Below are 24,451 nucleotides of genomic sequence, written 5' to 3'. Positions count from 1 at the left end.
CAACAGTCATTCCAGAGCATATACAGGCGCGCCCCCGTGATGCCTGCTCGCTGCATCCTTTGGAACCCCTGTTCAGCCTTAAACATATCCATGTCGTAGGCTTGCATCAGGAATTGCAGCGCACCTGGGTTGCCTGCACAAATATCAAAAGTTACCATCATTCCTATAATCCGCCTTTCTGCGAAAGGCACCGACGGGGTTATGAAACGCAGGTGCTTTCGCCTGAAATTGATGTTTGCTATACTGTTCACGGGAGTGCTCGGTATACTACAGAGACCGTGGAGGTGAGTGGCGGGGCTGTATAACGGCAACCCCGCATTTCTATATGGTTCGGCCACCCGTTAAGGCATCAACGAATGGCGCATGACAGCAGCCCGTAAACTTATCTCTTTCAAATCGACTCGATTTTGCCGGGTGGCCAGTCCCTGCCGAACCTCCCCAAACACTGTGTCTGGAGGTAGGCAAATGGCTTTCAAAATTCTCCGCAAAAACTGCTGTGGACTGGACATTCACAAAACCTGGATATTTGCCTGTATCGGTATCACGGATTCCAATGGCCGGACAGAGTACAAGCAGGCTCGCTTTTCCTCGTTTTCCAACGGACTGAGGGATCTGGCTGACTGGCTTGCGAAATGCTCCTGCTCGGATGTCTGCATGGAATCCACAGGGAAATACTGGATTCCTGTATTCAATATCCTTGAAAAGACCTGTTGGGTCACCTTGGCGCACCCGAAATACACGAAACCGCAGAAGGGCAACAAAACCGACCGCAAGGACGCCAAGTGGATCTGCGACCTGTATATGTGCGGCATGGTCAAGCCCAGCTTTATCCCACCGCCGGACATCCGCCAGCTCCGTGACCTGATGCGCTACCGTGTGAAGCTCACCAATATGCTGACCGGAGAGAAGAACCGCGCCCAAAACTGCCTCACCGTTTCCAATCTGAAGCTGGATGATGTGTTTTCTGACGTGTTTGGAAAATCCTCACGCTCCATTATCCAGTACATTTTGGAGTATCCTGGTGAGCAGTTTGATGTGACTCCGTTTATCCACCGGCGCTGCAAGCATCCTGTTGAGGAAATCCAAGCTGCTGTGGACGGGGTGGTATCCCGTGAACAGGCAGCCAAACTCAAGGAATGCCTGCTGCACATCGACCAACTGAATGCGCACAGGGAGCGTAAAGCCGTAGGTCTCCCGCTTTGCGCAGAATGCTTTGACCGCTCCGCACTCCTCGCACTCGATCAGCAAGAACCCCTTATACGGCCCCTGTCCATCGTCCGCCGCCGGTGTAGCCCAGCTATCACGACTCACAAACATCCGCTCGATCCGGCTCATTCTCTGGCCCGGCATTTCCTGCGGCTGTCTGCTCTCGGTCATACCCGCCCGTTCTCCGGTGCTTCCGTATCCGCCCCGGTTTTCGTTTCCCAGGCTCTCCACCTGCACAAACTCAACAGGCGGCGCTTTCTCCACAAGTCGGAACTGACAAATGCGTGTTCCCTTTGGAATGGTTGTCCCGTCCTTGCGCAGGCACACCGCCGGGAAGCCCCACACATCCCCGTCACCGCAGTAATCGTTCTCGATCACACCCATGCTGTTGGCAAGCAGGATGCCCCACTTCCCGAATGTGGACAACCTCGGCACGATATGGGCATAGTAGCCCGCCGGAATTTCAATAGAAATGCCCAGGGAAATGATCTTGTACTCCAGAAAGCTCAGCGTGGTGTCCTCTGCTGTGCAAAGGTCAATCCATTCTCCGTGAGCCTCCGGCAAGGCGTTTCCATGGGCGTTAATTCTCACTTTCATATTCAGTTCCTCCGATCATCTCAAATCATTCGCGGCCTAATTGCGACCCGGTTGCAAAACTCTTTCGGTTTCACTACCGGGCCGTCTCCCGGATTTGCCACCATGACCGACGCGCCGGTGATCTCCGACCAGTCACAGCCCCAGTATTCCGCCGCGTTCATCAAGGCCGCAAGGTTGGAGCTGTGCGGCACCACCACAGACCCGTACTTAGGATGGGTGACACAGGCCCGGCCTTTTGCGTTCCAGCGGTTTTCCCGCTCTCTTTCGATTGCCCTCCGGTGGATGGCCTCTCGTTCCCCGGTCATTCCACTTCTCCCCGTTCCCGCATCCGGCGCAGCCACTCTGCATTTTCCTCCTGGCCGTAGAACGCATGGCCCAGCCAGCCGCCCAGCACCATCAATACCAGCCCGGCAGCCCCGGTCATGACAATCACGGAAATTTCCTCAGTTCCTCCCGCACAGAGAAGCAGCAGAAATCCCAGCATACCAACACTCGCCCCGATGTTCTCCCTAATCCTGTTCAGCCTGCGCCGCTTTGCCGCATACGCCTCCCGGCGCTCCCGCTCCAGCTTGCGGCAGCCCAGCTCCAGGCCGTATCCCTCCTTGGAATAGTAATTGACCGTCACGCAGTTCCGGCCCCGTTTGATCTCGCAGTATGCGGCTTTCATATATGTACCCCTCTCCCTGGTCAGGCTCTCGCCGTTCTTCTCTGACGGTAATTTTCAAGAAGTCTCTGCTGCGCCAGCTCCGCGCTATACCCAAACCGCCCATTTTCGTCCATCTCTCCGGTGTCTCCGCGCTCCAACTCGTTGTACACAGTGGAGCGATGGACTTTCAGCTTCGTTGCGATCTCCGCCGCACCGAACCCTTTCCCATACAATCTTTCAAGTTCCATGCGGTCTTTCAGCATGAGATGTCTTTTACTCAACCTGCCCGCCTCCTTTTCTGCTGGCTTTTTGACAAAAAAATAAATGCGGGAAAACTCTTGTCGAGTTCTCTCGCATTTATTCTAATTATTCAGCAATTTATACTCTCTGTTCCAATCTGGCGCTATACTCGACCCGGAAGTCCGCAAAGCACCCCTGGTCCAGAGCTTCACGGATACGGCGAGTCAGCTCATTATAGAACCAAAGGTTATGGAGCACCGCCAAACGCATACCCAGCATCTCCCCCGCCACAAAGAGGTGGCGCACGTAGGCCCTGGAGAAAGAGCGGCAGGTGGGACAGTTACAGGTGGGATCGATGGGCCGATCATCCAGCTTGTACTTCTCATTTTTGATGTTGAGGGCACCATCCCAGGTAAAGAGCTTTGCGTGGCGGGCGTTTCGGGCAGGCATGACGCAGTCGAAGAAGTCCACACCACGGGCCACACCCTCGATGATGTTGGAGGGCGTTCCTACACCCATGAGATACCGAGGCTTGTCCGCCGGCATATAGGGCTCCACCGCCTCAATGATGTCGTACATGGTCTGAGTAGGCTCACCCACCGCCAGGCCGCCGATGGCGTAGCCGTCACAGTCCAGCTTGGCGATCTCCTTCATATGCCAGATCCGCAGATCGGGATAGGTACCGCCCTGGTTGATACCAAAGAGCATCTGATGGGGATTCACCGTGCCCGGCAGAGCATTGAGCCGGTCATGCTCAGCCTTGCATCGCTCCAGCCAACGGAGCGTGCGCTCGCAGGAGGGCTTTACGTACTCATAGGTGGCAGGATTCTCGATGCACTCATCAAAGGCCATGGCGATGTCAGAGCCCAAATTGGACTGGATGCGCATGGACTCCTCCGGGCCCATGAAGATCCGCCGACCATCGATGTGGGAGGCGAAGGTGACACCCTCCTCCGTGATTTTCCGCAACCCGGAGAGGGAAAAGACCTGAAATCCCCCAGAATCAGTGAGGATGGGGCCATCCCAGTCCATAAACTTGTGCAGGCCGCCCATATGCCGCACCACGTCGTCGCCGGGGCGCAGATGGAGGTGATAGGTGTTGGAGAGCTCGATCTGGCAGCCGATCTCCTTGAGGTCGTGGGCGGAAACTGCACCCTTGATGGCCCCCTGGGTACCCACATTCATGAAAACCGGGGTCTGGACGACACCGCCGTGGGCGCAGGAAAACTGGCCGCGCCGGGCACGGCCTTCGGTTTTGATGACTTCGAACACGCAAAAACTCCTATTCTTCCGGCCGGAATTGGATGTCCGGTCCTATTTTTCATTGACAACAGATGCCATTATAACAGAAGACCGCCGGTTTTACAACACACAGAAGGGAGCGGCCCGGTCATACAGGCCGGACCGCTCGACAAATTTAATGATATGGGCGCGCATTTGCCAGGGTTATGCCCAATTCCAGTTCATCATCATCACTTTTGCCGGTTTCGGTAAATCCAATTTGGCGATATAGTCTATATGCCACTTCATTTTGGGGATTACAGGTAATTAAAACGGTTTTTGAACTCCCAAAAGGTTTTGAAGCAATGTATTTGAGCACTTCCTGCAATGCGCCTTTCCCGTACCCCTTCCCCTGAAAAGCGCGATCAGGCCTTGTTTGAAAAATAAAAGTTGCACAAGAAACCAAGTTATGCGAAGCTATGAGCATGAAACGATATGAATTAACAAAAGAACAATGGGAACGAATCAAGCCGCTGCTGCCACCGGAAGAAACGGGAAAGCGGGGTCGTCCCCGGAAGGATAACGGGATCATGCTCAACGGAATGCTCTGGATCGTCCGGAGCGGTGCGCAGTGGCGTGAGCTGCCGGCGACCTATGGTCCTTGGTAGTCTATATACGCAAGATTCGCCAAATGGCGGAATGAGGGCACTCTGGAAGCGGTATTCCACACACTGTCTGCGGACGCGGATATGGAGAACCTGAGCATGGACTCCACTTGCGTAAAGGTGCATGAAAGCGCAAATGGCGGGGAAAAAAACGGCGGATAAGGCGGTTGGCCGTACCAAAGGCGGGTGGAACACAAAGCTCCACGCTGTCGTAGACGGTCTGGGAAACCCGGTGGAGTTCCTTCTCTCCGCTGGAAATGACCACGATTCGGTTCACGCTGTTGAACTGCTGAAAAAGGTCAGAATCGGCGGGAGTGCCGTGCTGGCAGACCGGGCCTATGGTGCCCGGACGATTCGGGAATATATCTCAGCGCACGGGGCCAGCTATGTGATCCCGCCGCAAAGCAACGTTTCCGATCCCTGGCCGGTTGACTGGCATCTGTATAAAGAACGCCATCTGGTGGAGTGTTTTTTCCAGAAAATCAAGTGGTTTCGCAGAATCGCCACCAGATATGACAAGTCGGATGCTTCCTTCCTAGCCTTTGTGTAGCTTGCCTCCATCGCTATTTTGTTGCTTTAGCACAATCTCCGCCTTTTTTCAAACAAGCCCCAATCATCATGTGCCAAATATTATATACTTCTTCATCGTAATCATAGATGACCATTACATATCCAACCATTTTATCTTCTGCATATATGCCAAATGGCACGCATTGGTTGTAATAGACATACGCTTGTGCGAGACTGCGAATCGGATTTGAAACGTACTTCTCTTGTCCAACAGCAAGTTCTAAGTGGAAGCAATCAATGAAATTTGACGCATCGATTTTCTTTAAGGTAATGTTATTCATAGCTTTCCTCCATCAATAGGAGGGTTAACTTATCCCGGCTTTTCTGCTTTTGCAGCTTCTTTTCCTTGCGGTGGGCAAGGTACTTGGTGATGGCGGCTTTCAGCAGCCGCCCGGTAAACTTTGTTCCGCTGACTACCAGCGTCAAAGTCCTGTTTTCCACTTCCTCCTGCATTTTTCTCGCCTCCTTTCCACGGATTTTGCAGGGGTGGCGCTTGATACTAAGGCGGGACCACCAGCCGCCGCAGCAGGTATTTCAGCATGGCAGGCTCCTTTCAGCGCCCCTGGCCCTTCACGGTCAGGATGCCGTCCAGGGTGGTGGCGGTGATCCGCAGGCGCTCGGCGGTGGCAATGTCATTCTTCACGGTCTCGTCGATGCCGTGGCCGCAGACCACCAGCACATGGGACCGGCGCAGGTATGGGAATACTGTCCCTTTACGGTGTCCAGATACTGCAGCAAGATGGTCTCGCGGCTCATGGCGTTCACCAGAGAAACCTCCATACCAGACAACTGGATGTCCGCAGGCATCAGGTCAACACCCTCCGGGTGGTGCAGGATAGCCCAGGTGTTCTCCTTGAGCCGGGTTTTCATATCCGCCGTGTAGAGGTCCACGAAGCTCTTAAAGGTCATATCCAGATCGACGCTGGTCTTGTTGAGCTGTTCCCGCTCCCAGGCCTGTGCCTCCCGTTTGGTCTTGAAGCCCCGCTTCTGGGTCTGCTTGCGCTCGCTGTTCCAGTCAGTATAGCGGTAGACCGCCCGCCAGGTGTTTGTCTTTTCTTCCTTATAAACTGCCATGATTAGCCCTCCTTTCCCGTCTTGCCGTAGCAAAACTTCTCCATGAAAAAGTTACGATTGACCCGCCCGGAAATGGTCAGATAGCCCTTCTCCCGGAGCTCAGCGTTGAGCTTATGGATCACCTTGTAGGCGTGGGACTTGGAGATGCCCAGTTCCTGGGCCACTTCCTCCACGCGCATAAAGTTTTGTGCCTGCATTGAAAATACCTTCCTTTCTTCGTTGATGGCTGCTGCGGCTGGATATTGTGTTCCATAAATGCCTCCTCACTTTCGTCCGCCACTTTTTCCCGGATGTATAACCAGGGATTGCGGCAGTTCTTTTTTATTTTATCGATTCTAAGCTATTATGCTTAGTCTACTGCCATTATACTAAGCATAATAGCTTGTGTCAATTGGAGTACGCAAAATAAATTAAATAAAATTGTTTAGGATTCTCTTGACTTTACTAAGCATTTCTGCTACGCTTTTCCTAAGGACAAGCAACGATTGGAGTTGATGATATGGCGATTGGCGAACGGATTCACTTTTTCCGTCTCCTGCGGGGGATGACACAGAAATATCTTGGTATGGCGCTGGGCTTCCCGGAGAAGTCTGCCGATGTGCGCCTTGCACAGTACGAAACAGGATCAAGAACCCCTAAGGCGGACCTGACTGCTGCCCTAGCCCAGGTGCTGGATGTTTCTCCCCATGCCCTCTCCGTCCCGGACATAGACTCCTATGTGGGGCTCATGCACACCCTGTTTACCCTGGAGGATAACTACGGGCTCAAGATTAGCGAGATGGATGGAGAAGTCTGCCTGAAGGTCGATGTGCGGAAGAGCAAGGACGCTGCTCGGCTGCATGAGATGCTTTGCTCCTGGCAACAGGCCGCTGCCATGCTGGAGGCGGGCGAAATCTCCAAAGAGGATTACGACAAGTGGCGCTACCATTACCCTGAATTTGACAAGTCCCAGAACTATGTGAAGGTGCCGCCCCAGGACTTCTTTTGATCCTCTCACTTGTAGGCCACGGGAGAGGCCGTTTGTTGGTAACCGTCAAAGGAGCAGGCGGATAGACATGTATGAGATAATAGTGCTGGAACGTAGCGGAACGTTCCAGCACTATTTTGTACGGGGGGTCTTGCAGTGACATCTATCGAGTTGAAACACCAGGCACAGTTACAGGAATGGGCTTCAGCAATCAAGGAATGCCGGAGCAGCGGGCGATCGGTTCGGGAATGGTGCAGGCAACAGGGAATCACACCAACTACATATTATCGCTGGGAGCGAGAAGTACTGTCTGTTGCTGGCAGCATGGCACAGCAGGAAGGACAGGACAGGGTTGCCTTTGCAAAAGTGCCGATTCCAAGGCAGGAATGCCGCAACGAAGCAGAACATTCCGCTACGCTGTATGTCGGGAATGTGAGAATGGATATCTATCCGTCGTGTGGGATGGAGCAGCTGAAAATATTGGTTGAGATGCTGCACATATGCTGAACGATTTTAGTTGCAGCTGTCCGGTGTACATCGCCTGCGGATACACAGACCTGCGGCGGGGCATTGATGGACTGGCCACTCTGGTAAAGAGCCAGTTCCAGATGGACCCGTTTCAGCGGGCGCTGTTTCTCTTCTGCGGGCGGCGGCGGGACCGGCTCAAGGCGCTGTACTGGGAGGGAGACGGCTTTCTGCTGCTGTATAAGCGCCTGGAGAGCGGCAGTTTTCAATGGCCTCGGCNAAGCTGCCGGAGAACATCCGGGTGGTGGGCTGCTGGGCTCATGCCAGGCGAAAATTTGACGAGGCGCTGCAAACGCTGCTCAAAGAGAAACGGCAGGAATCTCTGGCGGCCACCGGCGAGTGTTACTGCACCAGGCTGTTTCAGTTGGAGCAGGCTCTCGTGGAACTGACGCCGGAAGAGCGCTATACCAAGCGGCTGGAACTGGAGAAACCGGTTCTGGACGCTCTGTTGGCATGGGCAAATGAGACCAGCGCCAAGACGGCGCCCAAGTCCGCCTTGGGCAAGGCACTGCACTATCTGCGGGAGCAGTGGCCCTATCTGGTACGCTATCTGGAGGACGGCAGGCTGGAACTCTCCAACAACCGTGCCGAGCGCAGCATTAAGCCATTCGTCATGGGCCGGAAGAACTGGCTCTTTTCCAACACCCCGGCCGGCGCCCAGTCCAGCGCTGTGATCTACAGCCTGATTGAGACCGCAAAGGAGAACGACCTGGATCCCTACCGCTATCTGGTTTGGCTCCTGCACAACGCGCCTGACATGAGCCAGACGGATGAAGCCTGGGCCGAATCTTTCCTCCCGGTGAACGCACCCCAGGAATGCAGAAGTCCTAAATCATAATAGAACTGCAGGCCGCCATCTCAATGCACAGGCACTGAGATGGCGGCCTTTTTATGCGCAGGGAGATTTGACGGTTACGTTTGTTGCACAGAATAATAATAAAAAGAAAAAGAGAGCTAACTGACTAATCAAAATCAGTTAGCTCTCTTTTTATGAATAATGAAAAAATGTTGCCAAATCGTTGCCACAAAGGGCCTTAACCCCTCAAAAACCCAGTCATATCAGGCTTTTCCGGGCCTCTGAAATTATTCCCACTCGCCGAGTTAAATCCATTTCTAAACTTTTTTGTATAGGTGATTTAATTCGTCGTGGTTTTATTTGACGCAGATTTATCCTTATCCTAAGGTCTATTCGGACTTTTGCTATCAAAAATCTATCTGGGCCATCCTATCAAGGGGTTTGCTTGAGACGGACGATTGGTTGGCTTATAAGTATTATATCATATTTATTGCACCATTTCTAGAAAAGTCTCTTGCTTTTTATCTGGCCTTATCCCTTCCACCTCCCTAAATAATCTTAGTTTTTCTCATTGATGCTTGCGTTTTCGCAGGATTTCACAAATTCATACAGAGCAGGATACAGGCAGGAACAGCATCAAGTATCGGTTCCGGCGAAAAATGGGTACAGCAAAGCCCGCGTCCAGTGGTTTCTGGATGACAGGCCATACGGTAAACCACATCTTTCGCAGCAGCAAACCTCCCATATCTATCAGGGTCGTTGCCCTACATTCCTTCGTCCTGCTTGCCTGCAAAGTGGTGTCAGTCGTTCTCCTATACCGAGTCTAAGCTCTAATGGTGAAATTCATTGACCAACTACCGGCTCTGTATTTATACCTGTGGAATCAAGTTAAACGGAAGCGGTGTGAGTCTCTTCCGCGACGCAACAGAGAGACGCTTCCTGTAAGCGAACTACGCCGCTTTCAGCGGCTGGTTTCTGTGGATGTCAGCAAGCATTTTTTCTGCACTGTATGCACAGCCTTTTATGGCCACTGCATAGAACACCCGAAGCAGCTTGCAACATATCGCAATCATCGACTGCATTTTCTTCAATGGGTTTTCTGCTCTTGTCGTAAAATACTGATGGAGTTTTTGAAATTCCTCATTTTTCGCCACCAGTGGCATCGCCGCTCGGAACAGGATTGCACGCAGATGTGCTCTCCCTCGCCGGCTAATTTCCGTCTGGCCTTTATGCTTTCCGGAACTGTTTTCCGTGATGGCGAGTCCTGCCAGCTTTTGCAGTTGGCGAGGGGATGAGAAGCGCCGAATGTCTCCAACTTCGGCAAAGATGCCAGCGACAGTGGTGAGACCGATCCCTTTGATTTGAAGCAGCTCTTCTGCCTCTGGGATTTGCCCGCACAGGCTTTCCACAACCTCCATGATGCGTTCATACTGCTGAAGTTTCACGTCATAATCCTCCAGCAGAATTTGCAGCTCCATGCGGGCCGCTTCAATCCCCGTTGTGCATCCTACGCTGTTTTTGGCCGCTTCAAAGGCCCTTTGCGCCCGTTTCAGGCCAACACAGCGCAGTTTCATCTGTCGCCATATCTGGTTGATTCCATCCACACCTAAAGCGATTAAATCGGAAGGAAACGGTGCTGCATGAAGCAGCGCCATACTTCCCATGCCCTCAAATTTTCCGAATACTGTTTTGTGTTCTGGAAAGTAGATCTTCAGCCAACGTTGGATTTGATTCTGCACTGAAGTGAGCTCTTTCTGTACTCTCCAGCGGCAGTTCATGGCAACTCGCAGTTCCGCATACAGCCCCTGTGGGATATATGGGAATGCATAGCGCCCTTCCAGCACCAGCTTTGCGATTGTCTTGGGGTCCTTCTTGTCGCTCTTGCTGGGATGTCCGTCGTCCAGTTCTTTGCTGCGCTTCACATGGTATGGATTGACCAGCACCAGCTTAATACTGCTTCCTTGCAGGTACGCTGCCAGGGTGAACCAGTAGTGTCCTGTGGGCTCAAGCCCTACCATGACGCTGCTTTTCTTCTGTTCGGCTGCCAATTCTGACAGCCAATGCAGGAAGAACCGAAAGCCCTCTGCGCTGTTCTCAAACTTGACTGCCTTACCAAGCTCCAAACCGCGCCAGTCGAACGCTCTGGCCCAATGCATCTCGCTGGCAATATCCACACCAATGACCATTGTTGTTTCTGTGACTTGACGGATTTTCTCGTTCTGTGTTACACTCATTTTGGATACTTCCTTTCAATCTCAACGTACGTTTTTATTAGGGCTTTGACCCTGTTCGTGTACTTTGATTGTAAGGGAGTGTCCTTTTTTGTTCAAACGCCGGATTTTCTCATATTACAGGAATCTCCTAATTCATTTCAAGAAAAACATATGGTTAAATACATTCAACCAAACGACTTCAAAGCAGTTAGTTTAATCTCGTAGTGTAGTCATAATGTTGACAAGTATGCATTAAATTCAGCTTCGGTGTATGTGTGTACTTCCTTGAAGCAATAATTTTGAAATATTTTAAGCCCAAAACACACATATTCTTCATTTGCATACTTTCCCACATTCTTAGCAAAAGCATCGAATGCAGGAGATGGTTGAACTGCCGTCTTTCGTTTTTTCTTAAGTTCTTCGTCGAGACCGTTGTCCTGATTTGCAGTTTCATTATATACCAAAATATACTTTATATGATCTCGCATATACGATATTCCCGTGGAGGTTATATCGGTAAAAATGAGCGCACTATCATACACTTTTTTTCGAACTGCAAATTGTTTAGGGCGATCCATAAATCCATTTTTAAATTCAACAAAAACTAGGAAACCTTTTCCATCATCAAAAAGTGCGTCATTTGACTTAGGTATTTCACTTACTCCCAGCGGTTTTACATACTCTTCTTTTACACCATCAAAATTGACGGCTTCTCGAGTCGATAGGGTCATATATTGTGGCGTTCCGTCTCTCTTATCTATGGAAGTTTCTTTAAGATTTGAAAGATGATCAGCAAAAATTTGAAAAGCATTTAAATCAACCATCTTGCCACCTCTCATCCTCAAGTCTTTGCAGTGGACGAGAAAGCTTAGCATAAATCTTATCGATATTATCAGTCACATCTGTAATATTCGCTCGATCCTCAAATACTTCAGACAAGTAATACTTACAAGTATCCGCAGATTCATACTTCGCCGAGTACACTTGAATTGCTCGCAGAAAATAGGGGCTATGCGTGTTTAAGAGAACATGGACACCAAACTCCTTCTGAATCAATACAATCAATTCAGCAAACAGGAGTTGCCATTCTGGGTGCAAGTGAATTTCCGGCTCATCCAAGATAATTGTACCATTACGCTCAATCGCTCCACTTGTGAGCAACATCTTCAAGATAACAAAAGTCTTAAGACCGGTAGACAGATTCCGAACATTCAGAACTTTGTCACTACCTTTTCTTTGATACCCCAGCATTGATCGCTTGCTCCGAATAATATCACCGCTGCAAACAGAGGATATTTTTTCATAAATACTATTAAGCTTATCTTTGGCAATAATCTCATCAAAAACATTTGCTTCAGTGTCCGGCCAGAACAGCTTCTTTCGCAAATGGTACCGATGATCCGTAGAAGCGCTTGGTATACGCCGATAAAACATGCTTGTATCATCAAGTACAAATGGATCATCAATGTAGACAACTTCTGTGTGCAACGAGATATCGCCTGGATTCTGAATATCTACGGATCCTTCATTTTCAACAGAAACCGTTATGATCTTATCTTTAATCTGGAGCTGGATTTCACCATCATCTCCAGAAAATATATTGCAGACTTGCTCATTAAACTCAGCATTCAGCTTTCGTGCAAGTACAGATTTTAGAAAATCGATACCAGAGACATTCAGTACATCTTTGATTTGTGAAATCGTTTCTGCAATAGTACTTTGATCAAAAGATTCAATTTTCCCTTCACCATATTGTACAAGCAAGTCCATGATATTTTTTTGCATATCAGAAAGCTCTGCTTGCCTATATGAATCAATATGAGCAACAATTATTTTTGCAATTTCGTTTGTATTCACTATTCTTATAAATCTCGAACCGGCATTTATATACATCCGGTCAAGCAAATTCTCTACGCTATTGACTCGTTCGTTTTCAATTTGCTTTTGAACATTACAAAAACTATTAAACACTGCAAAAAGAGCGCGTCCAACCGTGCTTTTGCCGGTGTTATTTTCACCGGCAATTACCGTGATGCCGTTGATCTCAACTGAAGCTGTCCCTATTTTGCCAATGTTTTTCAAAGTTAGCTTCATTGTGTGTCCTCCTCTATCGCTGGTGCTATACCAGCTTTAATTCGTCTAGGCGATATCCCATAGCCTCCATTGACACTTGAAAGTAGTCACTCAGATATCGCTGCAATTGATGCTGCTGTTCCAGCTGCTGATCTTCCAGGAACAGCGTTGTCTGCTTCGGGCAATCATTAAAAAACTCTGTCCGCTTTCGTTTGACCAGATTTTCCGGCATCAGGAAACAGGCTGCAAAATAGTCTGCTTCTTTTTCCTGTTCCGGCTTATTTTTTCCAAAAACGCTATCACTATCACAGATAATAGCACCGTTTTGTAATGGGTGGCCTAAGTAATGATGGCCCAACTCATGGGCAATGGTAAAGTGTTTGCGGGATGTTCGAAGATTGGCATTGACAAAGATGATTTTTGCCTGCTTTACCACCATATATACGCCGCAGAACTCTTCATCATCCTCGTCTCGTTCCTCGAATACGATCCCCCGCTGTTTCATTATAGCAGGAATTAGCTCTATCGGTGGACGATGCAGGGTATTTAAATCCAAAATTCCATCGACTAAATTCCTGATTTGTCGTTTGCGTCTCCAGTCCATCAGCTTTCCTCGTTGGCAATCTCCAAAGCTCGTTTGCGAAGATGCTCCCAGGTATCCTCCCGAATCTTGCCACGGGCAGCTGCCAACAATTCAGTTTCCGGAGTTGTTTGATCCGGATGGAATTCAATAACCTGTGCAGGTTTTGCAGCTTCTTGCACACTAAACGCTTCCTGCAAGACCGCTTCTATAAGATCTGAGGCATATAGCTTTGCATTTGAAATTTCTTGCTCCAATTTATCGAGTAGCTGGAATAGTATCTCAACTTTCTTTACTATTCTTTGTAATTCTGCGAGTGGTGGTACTGGGATTGGAATATTTGCGAGAGATTTTCCTGTCAAGTGTTGTATTCCCATTCCTGTATAATATTTTTTTAGTTTACCGTTATGAAAAATACTGTATAAGTAATATAAGAAATAATAATTCATCCCTTCAAAGAAAAATCTATTCCGGTGAAGGGCTTTCTGGAAATAAATATTTTCTGTGTTTTCCCAAATAGCTCCCATACCAGGATAGCCGCCCTCGCAGATTACAACATCTCCATATTTTACCGTATATCGATCTTTTTCCTCATCAGTAAATCGCATTTCTAAAACATCTGATAGATTAAACTTAAACCACTGAACGTTTAAATTTCTCAAATATGGTCGCAGCTGTCCTTTGTTCTTCTTTTTATCCAACATTTTCCCTAATGATGATTCACAAAGGGCCCCTACTCTACACCACTCCCAACCTTTTGGCAGCACAAATAGTTTCTCATCTTCGGTGATGGGAGGTAGTGGCTTTTGCTTTTTGATTTTTTTCTCGGCAATCAAACGCTCTTTTTCAGCTTTAATTTTTTCAAGCAGCACGCTAGCTGGCTCATCATTAGGGTCCTGCTCACAGAGCTTACCTTCTACCGCTTGCTGCAAGATAGATTGGCGAAGGATTTCGATCTTATCGTCAGACAAGTTTTTATACAGTTCACAGAGCAATTCATCGAGCTTTTTAATTTTTATCAGAAGCTTATTTTGCTGCTCCAAGGTAATATCGGGAAAATCAATCTTTTTCAGATCGGAAAACCGCAATGCAGAACGCACACCGCCACGATCCCCATACCATTTGATTAAATTGATTCCAAACGAGCTTTTTAAGTAATACAGCAAAAACTCATTGCTAATCTGTCCGTTGGTTTCAAACACAACATAGGCAGGACTTACAGCCCCAAAAGTACCTGGTAAAGATAAACCAATGGAACCGACATTTACTCGATACGGATTATAGGCGAACTGATTTTCTCTTAAAACAGTATAGTTGCCCAAATCATCACTTGCTTTGTTATTTGTAACAGTAATACCGTCTGTGTTTGTCACTCCATAAACAGTAAAATCATCTTGAGAAATGCCTGAGTTTTTTACTTTTTCTTTTACTTCACAAATAAAGTTTCCCAATTTCACTGTTGGAAAAGATAGCTTTTTCATTTTAACAACTCCTCTATTTCCAACAGAATTTGTCTGCTTCTGGTGAGACAATCGGATGTTTTTCTAATTACCTCTTCCGGAGAAGGGATACTTTGCTCTAACTGCGTAGAAGGATTTTTGAAGTCAAGATTATACCCTCGAGCCTTAACCTCATCGATACTAACTTTCCACGCACAATCTGTTTCTTTTCGGGCATTCCACCATGCTTTTTCCGCTTCAAACTCTTCTAACTTAATTGGCTTTGTCTTTGTGTAGTTCTTATACCCTTCCGGGAGCTGGTGTTCATAAAACCAGATTTCTTGAGTTGTTCCACGCTCCAGGAAGAGCAAGTTTGTGTTAATGCCGGTATAGGGAGCAAAAACTCCATTGGGAAGCCGGACAATCGTATGAAGGTTAAACTCGCTCAGCAACTTTTCTTTAATTGCAGTTTTGACACCTTCACCGAATAAAAAGCCGTCTGGAAGAACAATTGCCGCTCTGCCGGTCTGATTCAGTTTGTACATCAGCAGCACTAAGAACAAGTCCGCTGTTTCCTTTGTCTTATAATTTGCAGGAAAATTGTCCTCAATTCCGTCCTCTTCGATGCCACCAAAAGGAGGATTGGTCAAGATAATGTCAACCTTGTCTTTGGGCTTAATATCTTTAACCGGATAACCTAACGAGTTATCATGCTTAATTTGCGGATTATCAATATTGTGCAGAATCAAATTTGTGGTACAGAGCATATGAGGAAGAGGTTTTTTCTCTACACCCAAAATAGACTTCTGAAGTTGCTTTTCATCATCAATGTTATGGACCTGCTTACGCAAATGCTCCAGCGCACAGACAAGGAAACCGCCAGTGCCGCAGGCAAAATCCAGCACCTGCTCGCCAAGCTGAGGATTGACCATGTCCACCATAAACTGCGTAACGGGACGAGGCGTATAATATTCGCCGGAGTTTCCGGCACTCTGCAAGTCCTTCAGGATATTCTCGTAAATGTCGTTGAATAAATGGCGGTCAGAAGCCTTGTCAAAGTCAATCTCGTTGAGTTTGTTGATGACGCTGCGCATCAGTGTTCCGGACTTCATGTAGTTATAGCTATCCTCAAACAGGGACTTCACTAAGACCGCTTTCGGATCACTGGCTTCTGTCAACTGCCAATCCTTAAAAGTCTTGAACAGCGTATTGTTTACAAAGTCAATCAGTTCATCGCCGGTAATACCTTCGTCATCTTCAGCCCAATCAGACCAGCGCAAGCCGTCAGGGATAATATAGGTGTAGTCATCCGATAATGCGTCCCACTCCTTTTCCTTGGAGTCAAACACCTTCAAAAATAACATCCACACAAGCTGTGATATTCTCTGTGCGTCACCATCTACACCGGCATCCTGCCGCATGATATCCTGCACTGATTTGATTGTAGCCGATATACTCATAATGATTCTCCTATGCTACATACAGCTGGTTTTCCAGTTCTGCAATAGCTTCCATAAATTTTTTCTTGTTGCCAAAGCACTTCAGTATTTCGACCGGCGTGCCAAATCGGGCGACATCGGGTACTTTCAAAACCTCCATGCTTTCGAGATTGGCCAGTCCTTCGTCTGCATATTTGTCCAGCAACGCTTCTAAGACCTGCTTTGCAACCTCGTTGTATTTTCCAAAATAACCGCGCTTTTTCACATTGTTGGCCCGCTCTTTTCGTGTCAGCGGCGGCATATCAAAGGCAATGTGGCAAATAAGATCAAAGGGATCCAAATCCTTAGAGATTTCTTCTCGTAGTTCTTCAAAGAATATACCCTTTTGCTCCAGTTCCTCAACAATGGCTGTTTTCTTCTGTGCACTGTTCCACCGCTGCAAAAACTCGTCCAGTGTGGCATACTCTTTGCGGATATTCTTTCTGGTGTAATCTACAAGGCTTTCAGTAATTAACTTGCCGTCTGCGTCCAAATATTGTACCCGTTCATTGATAATGGACACAGGCACATCATTAACATAATATTTCACCCGTTTGGGAGTATCATCATCCGGATCGAAGGTAACATCCGGCGGGACCTCCTGTCCATCTTCCTCGGGTACTTCATCCTGCGGAATATCTTCGGTCGGTGTATCTTCCGTTTCTTCCGTAGGAATGTCTCCATCGGTTTCTTTGACTTTCACCGGATCACCGTCAAAATCCTTATCAGCAAATAACTTGGTCACATTACGAAAGTCAATAATAGTGAAATAAAGCTTGTCATGCTCTTCGTTGATTCTTGTTCCGCGACCAATAATCTGTTTGAATTCTGTCATGCTGTTGATATTGCTATCCAAAACAATGAACTTTACAGTATCTGCATCTACACCTGTTGTCAGTAATTTGCTTGTAGTCACCAATACAGGATAGGCTTCATCTGCGGTCATAAAGTTTTCCAGTTCTTTGACGCCCTCACTGCCACTGGTCATCTGCACTACATACTTGGGATTCTGCCTTACCAGGTCTCCATTTTCGTTTCTAAGGACCTGAGCCATACGGGCAGCATGGTCGATATCTACACAGAAAAAGATCGTCTTAGCGAAGCGAGAATTGTTTTTCTTCAAGAAGTCAGATACTCGTTTCGCCACAAGTTCTGTGCGCTTTTCGAGAACCAGATTTTTGTCATAATCCTTGATGTTATATTCTCGATCTTCAATCTCAATCCCATACTTGTCCCTTTTACCCTTTGTGGGGCGATAACCTTCCAAATCCTTATCAATCCCCACACGGACAACTTTATATGGTGCAAGGAAACCGTCTTCAATACCTTGACGCAGAGTATAGGTGTAGATCGGTTCTCCGAAATACTCAATATTGGAGGTGTCCTTCGTCTCTTTGGGGGTGGCCGTCATACCAATCTGCGTAGCGTTCTTAAAGTATTCCAGAATTTTTCTCCAAGCAGAATCGTCTTTTACGCTACCGCGATGGCACTCGTCTACGATAATCAAATCAAAAAAGTCTGGAGAAAACTCTTTATATGTATCAGCAAAGCCTACCTGCCCTGTTACCCCCTGGTAAATTGCAAAATAGACCTCATAAGCCTTGTCTACTTTCTTGTCGCGGATCTTAGTCATTTTCCGATTATTGCTATCAGCGTTAAAGAACTTAAAATCTTTACGCATAGGGTCATCTACAAGTACATTCCGATCCGCCAAAAACAAAATTCGTTTTTTCGTCCGAGATTTCCAAAGTCTATAAATAATCTGAAACGCTGTATAGGTTTTACCAGTACCGGTTGCCATCGTCAGCAATAACCGATTCTGCCCACTGGCAACCGCTTCAACAGCCCGGTTAATCGCGTTACATTGATAGTATCGGGGCTTTCTATCGTCATTGGGGTTGTAGTAATAATCCTGCGCTACAACTTTTTCGCTTGCCTCTGTGATACCCTTAAATTTCTTGTAACGAGCCCACAAGTCTTCCGGCGAAGGGAACTGATCTAAGGCCAATTCTATCTGAACATTATGTTCAGCCGTCTTGTCATAAAAAGAAAATCCATCGCCGTTAGATGTAAACACAAAGGGTATATCTAAAATCTCGGCATAGTTTAGAGCCTGCTCCATACCATCCGCAATATTGTGGTTATTGTCTTTTGCCTCCACGATTGCCAGTGGGATGTTTGGTTTCCAATACAAAATATAATCTGCGCGTTTTTGCTCTCCGCGCTTCACAATTTTTCTGCGTACTGTAATCTTGCCTTTTGTAAAGGAAACTTCCTCCCTGATCTGCAAGTCGCGATCCCAGCCGGCAGCCAGAATTGCAGGGGTAATATACTTTGTTCTAATGTCCTGTTCAGACATTTGTTTTTTGTTCATGTTCACCCCTCGCTTTCCTTGCTGCAATCGTCCTTCCGTCCAGAGGTTTTTCGGCATCTACTGGGATTAACCATAAATTGCCTTTTTTCGCCGCGCCTTTAATCTTTCCGTTGTTGCAATACACTGTTACCATGCGGCCAGATATATTCCACTTTTCTCCAGCTTCTTTCACAGTTAGATAGTCAAGCACAGCGATCCCTCCTACTTACAACAGTCCAATTCTATTATATTGCAAGAAGTCGAAATTTACAATCCCTTTTCATATTACAACTAGGCCTTGTTTGAAAAATAAAAGTTGCACAAGAAACCAAGTTATGCGAAGCTATGAGCATGAAACGATATGAATTAACAAAAGAACAATGGGAACGAATCAAGCCGCTGCTGCCACCGGAAGAAACGGGAAAGCGGGGTCGTCCCCGGAAGGATAACGGGATCATGCTCAACGGAATGCTCTGGATCGTCCGGAGCGGTGCGCAGTGGCGTGAGCTGCCGGCGACCTATGGTCCTTGGCAGTCTATATACGCAAGATTCGCCAAATGGCGGAATGAGGGCACTCTGGAAGCGGTATTCCACACACTGTCTGCGGACGCGGATATGGAGAACCTGAGCATGGACTCCACTTGCGTAAAGGTGCATGAAAGCGCAAATGGCGGGGAAAAAAACGGCGGATAAGGCGGTTGGCCGTACCAAAGGCGGGTGGAACACAAAGCTCCACGCTGTCGTAGACGGTCTGGGAAACCCGGTGGAGTTCCTTCTCTCCGCTGGAAATGACCACGATTCGGTTCACGCTGTTGAACTGCTGAAAAAGGTCAGAATCGGCGGGAGTGCCGTGCTGGCAGACCGGGCCTATGGTGCCCGGACGATTCGGGAATATATCTCAGCGCACGGGGCCAGCTATGTGATCCCGCCGCAAAGCAACGTTTCCGATCCCTGGCCGGTTGACTGGCATCTGTATAAAGAACGCCATCTGGTGGAGTGTTTTTTCCAGAAAATCAAGTGGTTTCGCAGAATCGCCACCAGATATGACAAGTCGGATGCTTCCTTCCTAGCCTTTGTGTATCTTGCCTCCATCGCTATTTTGTTGCTTTAGCACAATCTCCGCCTTTTTTCAAACAAGCCCTAACCTCTGACGAATAAATTTGCGACTTTAATTCTTATCAATTTTTTGCTGGAAGAAAATTATGTTGTAACACCGAAACGGCTATTTTGCCTTTCCGTTCTCGCCTTTGAGCATGCTCCAGTAACTCCCGCGCATTGCTGGCGGGGTGCCACGCATAGGCGATGAGGTAGTCTACATAATCCACAACATAGCGATTTGCTCTCACGATTGCGACCTTGCGCAGAACGCTTTCCATCCCTGGTGGATAGAAGGTGCTGTCAAATCCATCTGGAGTTGGGATGGGCCGCTCCGCCGGATGGTATGGAAGCAACAAAGTGAGCTTCACTTCCGAGTAGAAACGCTTTGCTTCTTTGACTGCTGACACTGCAAGACGGTCAAATCCGCCGTAGTGGCCGACGATAAATTCTGTGACGCCATATTCTAAAATATGCTGCTCAACAGCCGCATACAATACCGGATAAATCTCTTCTGATGCCTCTTGGTGTCCGATGAAAAAACAGCTTTTTCCGCCCAAAGTTCTACCTCCCGTATAGTTGTGTTTATCGTAAAAATTATACGATATAAATGATTAAATCACAACGATTTATCAAAGTATAATTTACGAAGAACACAAGCAAAGGAGTGATGCAGGTGAAGGATATTCTCTCGGTTATAACCGCGTATCGGGAGGAACGGGGCTGGACAGAGTATCAGCTTGCAGAACGCTCCGGTTTACCGCAATCCACGATCTCCTCGTGGTATCGTAAGAACATGGTTCCGACCATTCCATCTCTGGAGAAAATCTGCACAGCTTTTGGTATTACGCTGTCTCAGCTGTTTGCAGAAGGAGATGCACCTGTTTCCTTGACTGAGGCGCAGAAAAAACTTCTGGAACGCTGGTCAAGACTAAGTGAAGAACAGCAGGCCGTTGTATTTGCTTTGATTGATAAGATGTAAAAAATCCGTCAGAGGCGCACCCTTTAGAGTGCTGCTTCTGGCGGATTTTCTTTGCCATCAATCTAACGGAGTTTTCTGTGTTACTGCTTTTAGATATAATTCAGGGGTCCCATTCAAAATCAGTTTGGCATAGGCCAGCGGATCGTTATAGATCAGCCAGTCCAGTTCTGACTGCTGGTACATACTGTTTGCCACCTCGTTCTCCACGGCAGTGCAGTTGATGGAGAGTAGCGTTCCGTCATCCATACGCAGCTCCACGCAGGCGGTGTCCAGGTTAAACTCACAGAACAAAATCTTTCTCATATTCGTTACCTCCCAATGCTTAAATTTCAATTAGTTTTCCGCAGCGGCACAAAGGCTGCTTCGGTTGTTTTAGTTATCCGCAAGCAATGCGTGTGGATAGCCACACACAAATCCGGCAAGCAATGCGAGTGTTAATACACACTCACATTTCCTGCCGTCTGCTTGTTGAGGGCAATGCCCCCAAGCCCCTTCTGAACACAGAATTTCATTCTGTGGCTGCGCGTTCTCCGAACGCTTTTTCGTCTGTACCTAGTACCCCGTTTTGGAGCATAGGGGTACGTGAATCGCTCCCCCCTTTTACTATGTCCCTTGGAAGCCGGGGTGGCAAAATACCTCCACGGTTTTTCCTTTCCGCGACGGTTGCGACGGTCGCAACGGTGCTGGGAGTACCACTCAAAACACCGTCGCGACCGTTGCGAGCGTCGCGCTTTACCCGATTACTTCAAACGCAGGTGCTTCCACCACCATGTAAATCAGCCGGATACGCCGCCCTTCGTGTTTAATTTTGTACTCATATTTCACCTGATGTTCTTCCAGCAATCGGCTGGCATTCACATTCAGATGCTTGGTAAGCCGGTTTACCGCCATATCAGTCTGAATCACCTGGGCCAGCTCCGTAGGACTCCCTTCCCATTCACGGTTCTCGGAGGATACGATCTTTGCTACGGCTTCCAGTACCGGGTCTGGAGGCTGCTTCCAAAGCTCATTCTCTGCATGGTCAAGCCCCCAAACTATCACCGTTCTTCAGACCCTCGTTATCGCCCTCGGCGCTGGTCTCGGCATCTGGGGTGTCATCAACCTGCTGGAAGGTTACGGCAACGACAACCCCGGCGCGAATGCTCATGTACGGTAAGGAAGCAAGCAACCGAAAACAAGAGATAGACCGCCAGCACTACACTATTCCGAACCAAAGACCAAAAGATAAGCATTGTGGGAAAATCTAAACTTTTGGATTTTCCTACAATGCCAACTACGGCGGAATCCCTCCCACTCCTTATATCTTTCTGTATACATTGAATTTGTATTTAGTAAAATGCAGACAACACCACGGATCGGCTTTTGGTTGGACAATTCCAACCAAACACCACAGCAGACAGCAGAAAACATTCTGAACGCTAGGAAGCCGGTATGATTGTTACATATAAGGGGAAGAAAAATTTCTTTTAGGTACTTGCTTTCCTAAAACTGATGTGATACAATGATTTAATTCAGAAAAGGAGTAAAAAATATGCGGCAAGGTATTCTTAAATAAAACTATAATCAAATAGTGGGAACAAAGGATTATGATAGCTCCTTTTGTAGGGGCTTAGTTTTTTGTACCCAATTTAAGAATACTTTTGCCTTATCAATTTTGACATATCCCCAAAAACAGCAATCACAAACAGGTGTATGCTGTATATGTGTATGTCCGCAACTTATAATCCCCAGTGGTAAAAGTATTTTACTGCTGGGGATTTTTATGCCCTTTGGGGCTGTAAAGGGAGGACAATCACATGAAAATAATCAATATTGGAATTCTTGCCCATGTAGACGCTGGAAAGACGACCTTGACGGAGAGCCTGCTATATGCCAGCGGAGCCATTTCAGAACCGGGGAGCGTCGAAAAAGGGACAACGAGGACGGACACCATGTTTTTGGAGCGGCAGCGTGGGATTACCATTCAAGCGGCAGTCACTTCCTTCCAGTGGCACAGATGTAAAGTTAACATTGTGGATACGCCCGGCCACATGGATTTTTTGGCGGAGGTGTACCGCTCTTTGGCTGTTTTAGATGGGGCCATCTTGGTGATCTCCGCTAAAGATGGCGTGCAGGCCCAGACCCGTATTCTGTTCCATGCCCTGCGGAAAATGAACATTCCCACCGTTATCTTTATCAACAAGATCGACCAGGCTGGCGTTGATTTGCAGAGCGTGGTTCAGTCTGTTCGGGATAAGCTCTCCGCCGATATTATCATCAAGCAGACGGTGTCGCTGTCCCCGGAAATAGTCCTGGAGGAAAATACCGACATAGAAGCATGGGATGCGGTCATCGAAAATAACGATGAATTATTGGAAAAGTATATCGCAGGAGAACCAATCAGCCGGGAAAAACTTGCGCGGGAGGAACAGCAGCGGGTTCAAGACGCCTCCCTGTTCCCAGTCTATCATGGCAGCGCCAAAAATGGCCTTGGCATTCAACCGTTGATGGATGCGGTGACAGGGCTGTTCCAACCGATTGGGGAACAGGGGGGCGCCGCCCTATGCGGCAGCGTTTTCAAGGTTGAGTACACCGATTGCGGCCAGCGGCGTGTCTATCTACGGTTATACAGCGGAACGCTGCGCCTGCGGGATACGGTGGCCCTGGCCGGGAGAGAAAAGCTGAAAATCACAGAGATGCGTATTCCATCCAAAGGGGAAATTGTTCGGACAGACACCGCTTATCAGGGTGAAATTGTTATCCTTCCCAGCGACAGCGTGAGGTTAAACGATGTATTAGGGGACCAAACCCGGCTCCCTCGTAAAAGGTGGCGCGAGGACCCCCTCCCCATGCTGCGGACGACGATTGCGCCGAAAACGGCAGCGCAAAGAGAACGGCTGCTGGACGCTCTTACGCAACTTGCGGATACTGACCCGCTTTTGCGTTGCGAAGTGGATTCCATCACCCATGAGATCATTCTTTCTTTTTTGGGCCGGGTGCAGTTGGAGGTTGTTTCCGCTTTGCTGTCGGAAAAATACAAGCTTGAAACAGTGGTAAAGGAACCCTCCGTCATTTATATGGAGCGGCCGCTCAAAGCAGCCAGCCACACCATCCATATCGAGGTGCCGCCCAACCCGTTTTGGGCATCCATAGGACTGTCTGTTACACCACTCTCGCTTGGCTCCGGTGTACAATACGAGAGCCGGGTTTCGCTGGGATACTTGAACCAGAGTTTTCAAAACGCTGTCAGGGATGGTATCCGTTACGGGCTGGAGCAGGGCTTGTTCGGCTGGAACGTAACGGACTGTAAGATTTGCTTTGAATACGGGCTTTATTACAGTCCGGTCAGCACGCCGGCGGACTTCCGCTCATTGGCCCCGATTGTATTGGAACAGGCATTGAAGGAATCGGGGACGCAGCTGCTGGAACCTTATCTCTCCTTCATCCTCTATGCGCCCCAGGAATACCTTTCCAGGGCTTATCATGATGCACCGAAATACTGTGCCACCATCGAAACGGCCCAGGTAAAAAAGGATGAAGTTGTCTTTACTGGCGAGATTCCCGCCCGCTGTATACAGGCATACCGTACTGATCTGGCCTTTTACACCAACGGGCGGAGCGTATGCCTTACAGAGCTGAAAGGATATCAGGCCGCTGTCGGTCAGCCGGTCATCCAGCCCCGCCGTCCAAACAGCCGCCTGGACAAGGTGCGCCATATGTTTCAGAAGGTAATGTAAAGATACATAATCGTC

At 48.1% G+C, this 24,451-nt stretch carries 24 protein-coding genes and 8 pseudogenes; 10 read left to right on the top strand and 22 right to left on the bottom strand.

What is annotated here, in order from left to right:
- Positions 1–363: 363 nt before the first annotated feature.
- A pseudogene (locus E0E29_RS19415) lies at positions 364–873 on the top strand (IS110 family transposase); the annotation flags it as partial.
- A gap of 111 nt (positions 874–984) precedes the next feature.
- Here E0E29_RS19415 and E0E29_RS19410 read toward each other — a convergent pair.
- The 6 genes from E0E29_RS19410 to E0E29_RS19270 all read right to left on the bottom strand — a co-directional run bounded on the left by E0E29_RS19410 (position 985) and on the right by E0E29_RS19270 (position 4,397).
- Positions 985–1,803, bottom strand: a complete 819-nt coding sequence (locus E0E29_RS19410) for a dUTP diphosphatase (protein ID WP_242622480.1) — start codon at positions 1,801–1,803, stop codon at positions 985–987.
- A 20-nt stretch (positions 1,804–1,823) separates the two neighbouring features.
- The gene (locus E0E29_RS11650) at positions 1,824–2,108 is read right to left on the bottom strand and encodes a hypothetical protein (RefSeq protein WP_130849978.1); all 285 of its coding nucleotides are present in this window, start codon (positions 2,106–2,108) and stop codon (positions 1,824–1,826) included.
- The gene (locus tag E0E29_RS11645; protein ID WP_130849977.1) at positions 2,105–2,470 is read right to left on the bottom strand and encodes a hypothetical protein; all 366 of its coding nucleotides are present in this window, start codon (positions 2,468–2,470) and stop codon (positions 2,105–2,107) included. Before E0E29_RS11645 ends, E0E29_RS11650 begins: the two co-directional genes overlap by 4 nt.
- Before the next feature lie 20 nt (positions 2,471–2,490).
- Positions 2,491–2,730 (bottom strand): helix-turn-helix domain-containing protein, encoded by a 240-nt coding sequence (locus E0E29_RS11640; protein ID WP_130849976.1) that lies wholly within the window; start codon positions 2,728–2,730, stop codon positions 2,491–2,493.
- Between the two features lie 97 nt (positions 2,731–2,827).
- Positions 2,828–3,961, bottom strand: a complete 1,134-nt coding sequence (tgt, locus tag E0E29_RS11635; protein WP_130849975.1) for a tRNA guanosine(34) transglycosylase Tgt — start codon at positions 3,959–3,961, stop codon at positions 2,828–2,830.
- Between the two features lie 145 nt (positions 3,962–4,106).
- On the bottom strand, positions 4,107–4,397 hold the full coding sequence (locus tag E0E29_RS19270; RefSeq protein WP_423202444.1) for a GNAT family N-acetyltransferase: 291 nt from the start codon (positions 4,395–4,397) through the stop codon (positions 4,107–4,109).
- Between E0E29_RS19270 and E0E29_RS11625 the strand changes: the two are divergent.
- Positions 4,390–5,125: pseudogene (locus E0E29_RS11625) on the top strand (IS5 family transposase). The gene E0E29_RS19270 and the pseudogene E0E29_RS11625 overlap by 8 nt on opposite strands.
- Positions 5,126–5,138: 13 nt before the next feature.
- On the opposite strand, the gene E0E29_RS11620 reads toward E0E29_RS11625, so the two are convergent.
- The 5 genes and pseudogenes from E0E29_RS11620 to E0E29_RS11605 form a co-directional block, all read right to left on the bottom strand.
- The gene (locus E0E29_RS11620) at positions 5,139–5,426 is read right to left on the bottom strand and encodes a hypothetical protein (protein ID WP_207303600.1); all 288 of its coding nucleotides are present in this window, start codon (positions 5,424–5,426) and stop codon (positions 5,139–5,141) included.
- A 31-nt stretch (positions 5,427–5,457) separates the two neighbouring features.
- A pseudogene (locus E0E29_RS11615) lies at positions 5,458–5,598 on the bottom strand (PcfB family protein); the annotation flags it as partial.
- 100 nt (positions 5,599–5,698) lie between these two features.
- A pseudogene (locus E0E29_RS19405) lies at positions 5,699–5,842 on the bottom strand (DUF7768 domain-containing protein); the annotation flags it as partial.
- Positions 5,843–5,975: 133 nt separating this feature from the next.
- Positions 5,976–6,219 (bottom strand): annotated as a pseudogene (locus tag E0E29_RS19400) (Arm DNA-binding domain-containing protein); the annotation flags it as partial.
- Between the two features lie 2 nt (positions 6,220–6,221).
- The gene (locus E0E29_RS11605; RefSeq protein ID WP_006571508.1) at positions 6,222–6,416 is read right to left on the bottom strand and encodes a helix-turn-helix domain-containing protein; all 195 of its coding nucleotides are present in this window, start codon (positions 6,414–6,416) and stop codon (positions 6,222–6,224) included.
- Positions 6,417–6,718: 302 nt separating this feature from the next.
- Between E0E29_RS11605 and E0E29_RS11600 the strand changes: the two genes are divergently transcribed.
- From E0E29_RS11600 to tnpC, 4 genes and pseudogenes are all read left to right on the top strand, one after another.
- Positions 6,719–7,207 carry a helix-turn-helix domain-containing protein gene (locus E0E29_RS11600; RefSeq protein ID WP_130849973.1) on the top strand — a complete coding sequence of 163 codons (489 nt, stop codon included), beginning with the start codon at positions 6,719–6,721 and terminating at the stop codon, positions 7,205–7,207.
- Between the two features lie 135 nt (positions 7,208–7,342).
- Positions 7,343–7,693: an IS66 family insertion sequence element accessory protein TnpA gene (gene tnpA / locus E0E29_RS11595; RefSeq protein WP_130849972.1), complete on the top strand. Its 351-nt coding sequence runs from the start codon at positions 7,343–7,345 to the stop codon at positions 7,691–7,693.
- Positions 7,687–7,875: pseudogene (gene tnpB / locus E0E29_RS19265) on the top strand (IS66 family insertion sequence element accessory protein TnpB); the annotation flags it as partial. The gene tnpA and the pseudogene tnpB, both read left to right, overlap by 7 nt.
- A gap of 44 nt (positions 7,876–7,919) precedes the next feature.
- Positions 7,920–8,549 (top strand): IS66 family transposase, encoded by a 630-nt coding sequence (gene tnpC, locus E0E29_RS11585; protein ID WP_130849971.1) that lies wholly within the window; start codon positions 7,920–7,922, stop codon positions 8,547–8,549.
- 908 nt (positions 8,550–9,457) lie between these two features.
- Here the strand turns inward: tnpC and E0E29_RS11580 are convergent.
- The 8 genes from E0E29_RS11580 to E0E29_RS11545 all read right to left on the bottom strand — a co-directional run bounded on the left by E0E29_RS11580 (position 9,458) and on the right by E0E29_RS11545 (position 18,854).
- Entirely contained in the window at positions 9,458–10,741 is a 1,284-nt protein-coding gene (locus tag E0E29_RS11580) for an IS110 family RNA-guided transposase (RefSeq protein ID WP_130849970.1), read from the bottom strand.
- A 209-nt stretch (positions 10,742–10,950) separates the two neighbouring features.
- Positions 10,951–11,544, bottom strand: coding sequence for a hypothetical protein (locus E0E29_RS11575; protein WP_130849969.1), 594 nt, complete (start codon positions 11,542–11,544; stop codon positions 10,951–10,953).
- A complete protein-coding gene (locus E0E29_RS11570; protein ID WP_130849968.1) occupies positions 11,537–12,814 on the bottom strand; it encodes an AAA family ATPase in 1,278 nt (425 codons plus the stop codon). Before E0E29_RS11570 ends, E0E29_RS11575 begins: the two co-directional genes overlap by 8 nt.
- A 25-nt stretch (positions 12,815–12,839) precedes the next feature.
- On the bottom strand, positions 12,840–13,397 hold the full coding sequence (locus E0E29_RS11565; RefSeq protein WP_130849967.1) for an ImmA/IrrE family metallo-endopeptidase: 558 nt from the start codon (positions 13,395–13,397) through the stop codon (positions 12,840–12,842).
- A complete protein-coding gene (locus E0E29_RS11560) occupies positions 13,397–14,854 on the bottom strand; it encodes a restriction endonuclease subunit S (RefSeq protein WP_130849966.1) in 1,458 nt (485 codons plus the stop codon). The genes E0E29_RS11565 and E0E29_RS11560 overlap by 1 nt, the downstream gene beginning before the upstream one ends.
- The gene (locus E0E29_RS11555) at positions 14,851–16,272 is read right to left on the bottom strand and encodes a class I SAM-dependent DNA methyltransferase (protein WP_130849965.1); all 1,422 of its coding nucleotides are present in this window, start codon (positions 16,270–16,272) and stop codon (positions 14,851–14,853) included. Before E0E29_RS11555 ends, E0E29_RS11560 begins: the two co-directional genes overlap by 4 nt.
- 10 nt (positions 16,273–16,282) lie before the next feature.
- On the bottom strand, positions 16,283–18,664 hold the full coding sequence (gene hsdR, locus E0E29_RS11550) for an EcoAI/FtnUII family type I restriction enzme subunit R (protein ID WP_130849964.1): 2,382 nt from the start codon (positions 18,662–18,664) through the stop codon (positions 16,283–16,285).
- Positions 18,642–18,854, bottom strand: coding sequence for a helix-turn-helix domain-containing protein (locus tag E0E29_RS11545; protein WP_130849963.1), 213 nt, complete (start codon positions 18,852–18,854; stop codon positions 18,642–18,644). Before E0E29_RS11545 ends, hsdR begins: the two co-directional genes overlap by 23 nt.
- A 134-nt stretch (positions 18,855–18,988) precedes the next feature.
- Between E0E29_RS11545 and E0E29_RS11540 the strand changes: the two are divergent.
- Positions 18,989–19,754, top strand: a pseudogene (locus E0E29_RS11540) (IS5 family transposase).
- A 67-nt stretch (positions 19,755–19,821) separates the two neighbouring features.
- Here E0E29_RS11540 and E0E29_RS11535 read toward each other — a convergent pair.
- A complete protein-coding gene (locus E0E29_RS11535) occupies positions 19,822–20,298 on the bottom strand; it encodes a hypothetical protein (RefSeq protein WP_130849962.1) in 477 nt (158 codons plus the stop codon).
- Positions 20,299–20,408: 110 nt separating this feature from the next.
- Here E0E29_RS11535 and E0E29_RS11530 point away from each other — a divergent pair, with 110 nt between their 5' ends.
- Positions 20,409–20,720 (top strand): helix-turn-helix domain-containing protein, encoded by a 312-nt coding sequence (locus E0E29_RS11530; RefSeq protein ID WP_087241805.1) that lies wholly within the window; start codon positions 20,409–20,411, stop codon positions 20,718–20,720.
- A 57-nt stretch (positions 20,721–20,777) separates the two neighbouring features.
- On the opposite strand, the gene E0E29_RS11525 is transcribed toward E0E29_RS11530, so the two are convergent.
- Together E0E29_RS11525 and E0E29_RS18760 are read right to left on the bottom strand one after the other, a co-directional pair.
- The gene (locus E0E29_RS11525) at positions 20,778–21,023 is read right to left on the bottom strand and encodes a DUF6061 family protein (RefSeq protein ID WP_130849961.1); all 246 of its coding nucleotides are present in this window, start codon (positions 21,021–21,023) and stop codon (positions 20,778–20,780) included.
- 429 nt (positions 21,024–21,452) lie between these two features.
- Positions 21,453–21,626: a hypothetical protein gene (locus E0E29_RS18760; RefSeq protein ID WP_242622478.1), complete on the bottom strand. Its 174-nt coding sequence runs from the start codon at positions 21,624–21,626 to the stop codon at positions 21,453–21,455.
- A gap of 130 nt (positions 21,627–21,756) precedes the next feature.
- Here E0E29_RS18760 and E0E29_RS11515 point away from each other — a divergent pair.
- Both E0E29_RS11515 and tet(W) read left to right on the top strand, forming a co-directional pair.
- Positions 21,757–21,864: pseudogene (locus tag E0E29_RS11515) on the top strand (Maff2 family mobile element protein); the annotation flags it as partial.
- A gap of 652 nt (positions 21,865–22,516) precedes the next feature.
- Positions 22,517–24,436: a tetracycline resistance ribosomal protection protein Tet(W) gene (gene tet(W) / locus E0E29_RS11505; RefSeq protein ID WP_002586627.1), complete on the top strand. Its 1,920-nt coding sequence runs from the start codon at positions 22,517–22,519 to the stop codon at positions 24,434–24,436.
- The last annotated feature ends 15 nt before the right edge of the window (positions 24,437–24,451 follow it).

This window comes from Intestinimonas timonensis (assembly GCF_900626145.1).
Taxonomy (GTDB): domain Bacteria; phylum Bacillota; class Clostridia; order Oscillospirales; family Oscillospiraceae; genus Intestinimonas; species Intestinimonas aquisgranensis.
This window is presented reverse-complemented; position numbering and strand designations above follow the sequence as displayed.

Bases quoted from the DNA above. Each gene is read 5' to 3' on its own strand.
- E0E29_RS11555 (WP_130849965.1), bottom strand. From the start codon at position 16,272: ATGAGTATATCGGCTACAATCAAATCAGTGCAGGATATCATGCGGCAG.
- E0E29_RS11620 (WP_207303600.1), bottom strand. From the start codon at position 5,426: ATGAATAACATTACCTTAAAGAAAATCGATGCGTCAAATTTCATTGAT.
- E0E29_RS11580 (WP_130849970.1), bottom strand. From the start codon at position 10,741: ATGAGTGTAACACAGAACGAGAAAATCCGTCAAGTCACAGAAACAACA.
- E0E29_RS11525 (WP_130849961.1), bottom strand. From the start codon at position 21,023: ATGAGAAAGATTTTGTTCTGTGAGTTTAACCTGGACACCGCCTGCGTG.
- E0E29_RS11645 (WP_130849977.1), bottom strand. From the start codon at position 2,470: ATGAAAGCCGCATACTGCGAGATCAAACGGGGCCGGAACTGCGTGACG.
- E0E29_RS19410 (WP_242622480.1), bottom strand. From the start codon at position 1,803: ATGAAAGTGAGAATTAACGCCCATGGAAACGCCTTGCCGGAGGCTCAC.
- E0E29_RS11560 (WP_130849966.1), bottom strand. From the start codon at position 14,854: ATGAAAAAGCTATCTTTTCCAACAGTGAAATTGGGAAACTTTATTTGT.
- E0E29_RS11600 (WP_130849973.1), top strand. From the start codon at position 6,719: ATGGCGATTGGCGAACGGATTCACTTTTTCCGTCTCCTGCGGGGGATG.
- E0E29_RS11650 (WP_130849978.1), bottom strand. From the start codon at position 2,108: ATGACCGGGGAACGAGAGGCCATCCACCGGAGGGCAATCGAAAGAGAG.
- E0E29_RS11570 (WP_130849968.1), bottom strand. From the start codon at position 12,814: ATGAAGCTAACTTTGAAAAACATTGGCAAAATAGGGACAGCTTCAGTT.
- E0E29_RS11605 (WP_006571508.1), bottom strand. From the start codon at position 6,416: ATGCAGGCACAAAACTTTATGCGCGTGGAGGAAGTGGCCCAGGAACTG.
- E0E29_RS11575 (WP_130849969.1), bottom strand. From the start codon at position 11,544: ATGGTTGATTTAAATGCTTTTCAAATTTTTGCTGATCATCTTTCAAAT.
- E0E29_RS11530 (WP_087241805.1), top strand. From the start codon at position 20,409: ATGCAGGTGAAGGATATTCTCTCGGTTATAACCGCGTATCGGGAGGAA.
- hsdR (WP_130849964.1), bottom strand. From the start codon at position 18,664: ATGAACAAAAAACAAATGTCTGAACAGGACATTAGAACAAAGTATATT.
- E0E29_RS11565 (WP_130849967.1), bottom strand. From the start codon at position 13,397: ATGGACTGGAGACGCAAACGACAAATCAGGAATTTAGTCGATGGAATT.
- E0E29_RS19270 (WP_423202444.1), bottom strand. From the start codon at position 4,397: ATGCTCATAGCTTCGCATAACTTGGTTTCTTGTGCAACTTTTATTTTT.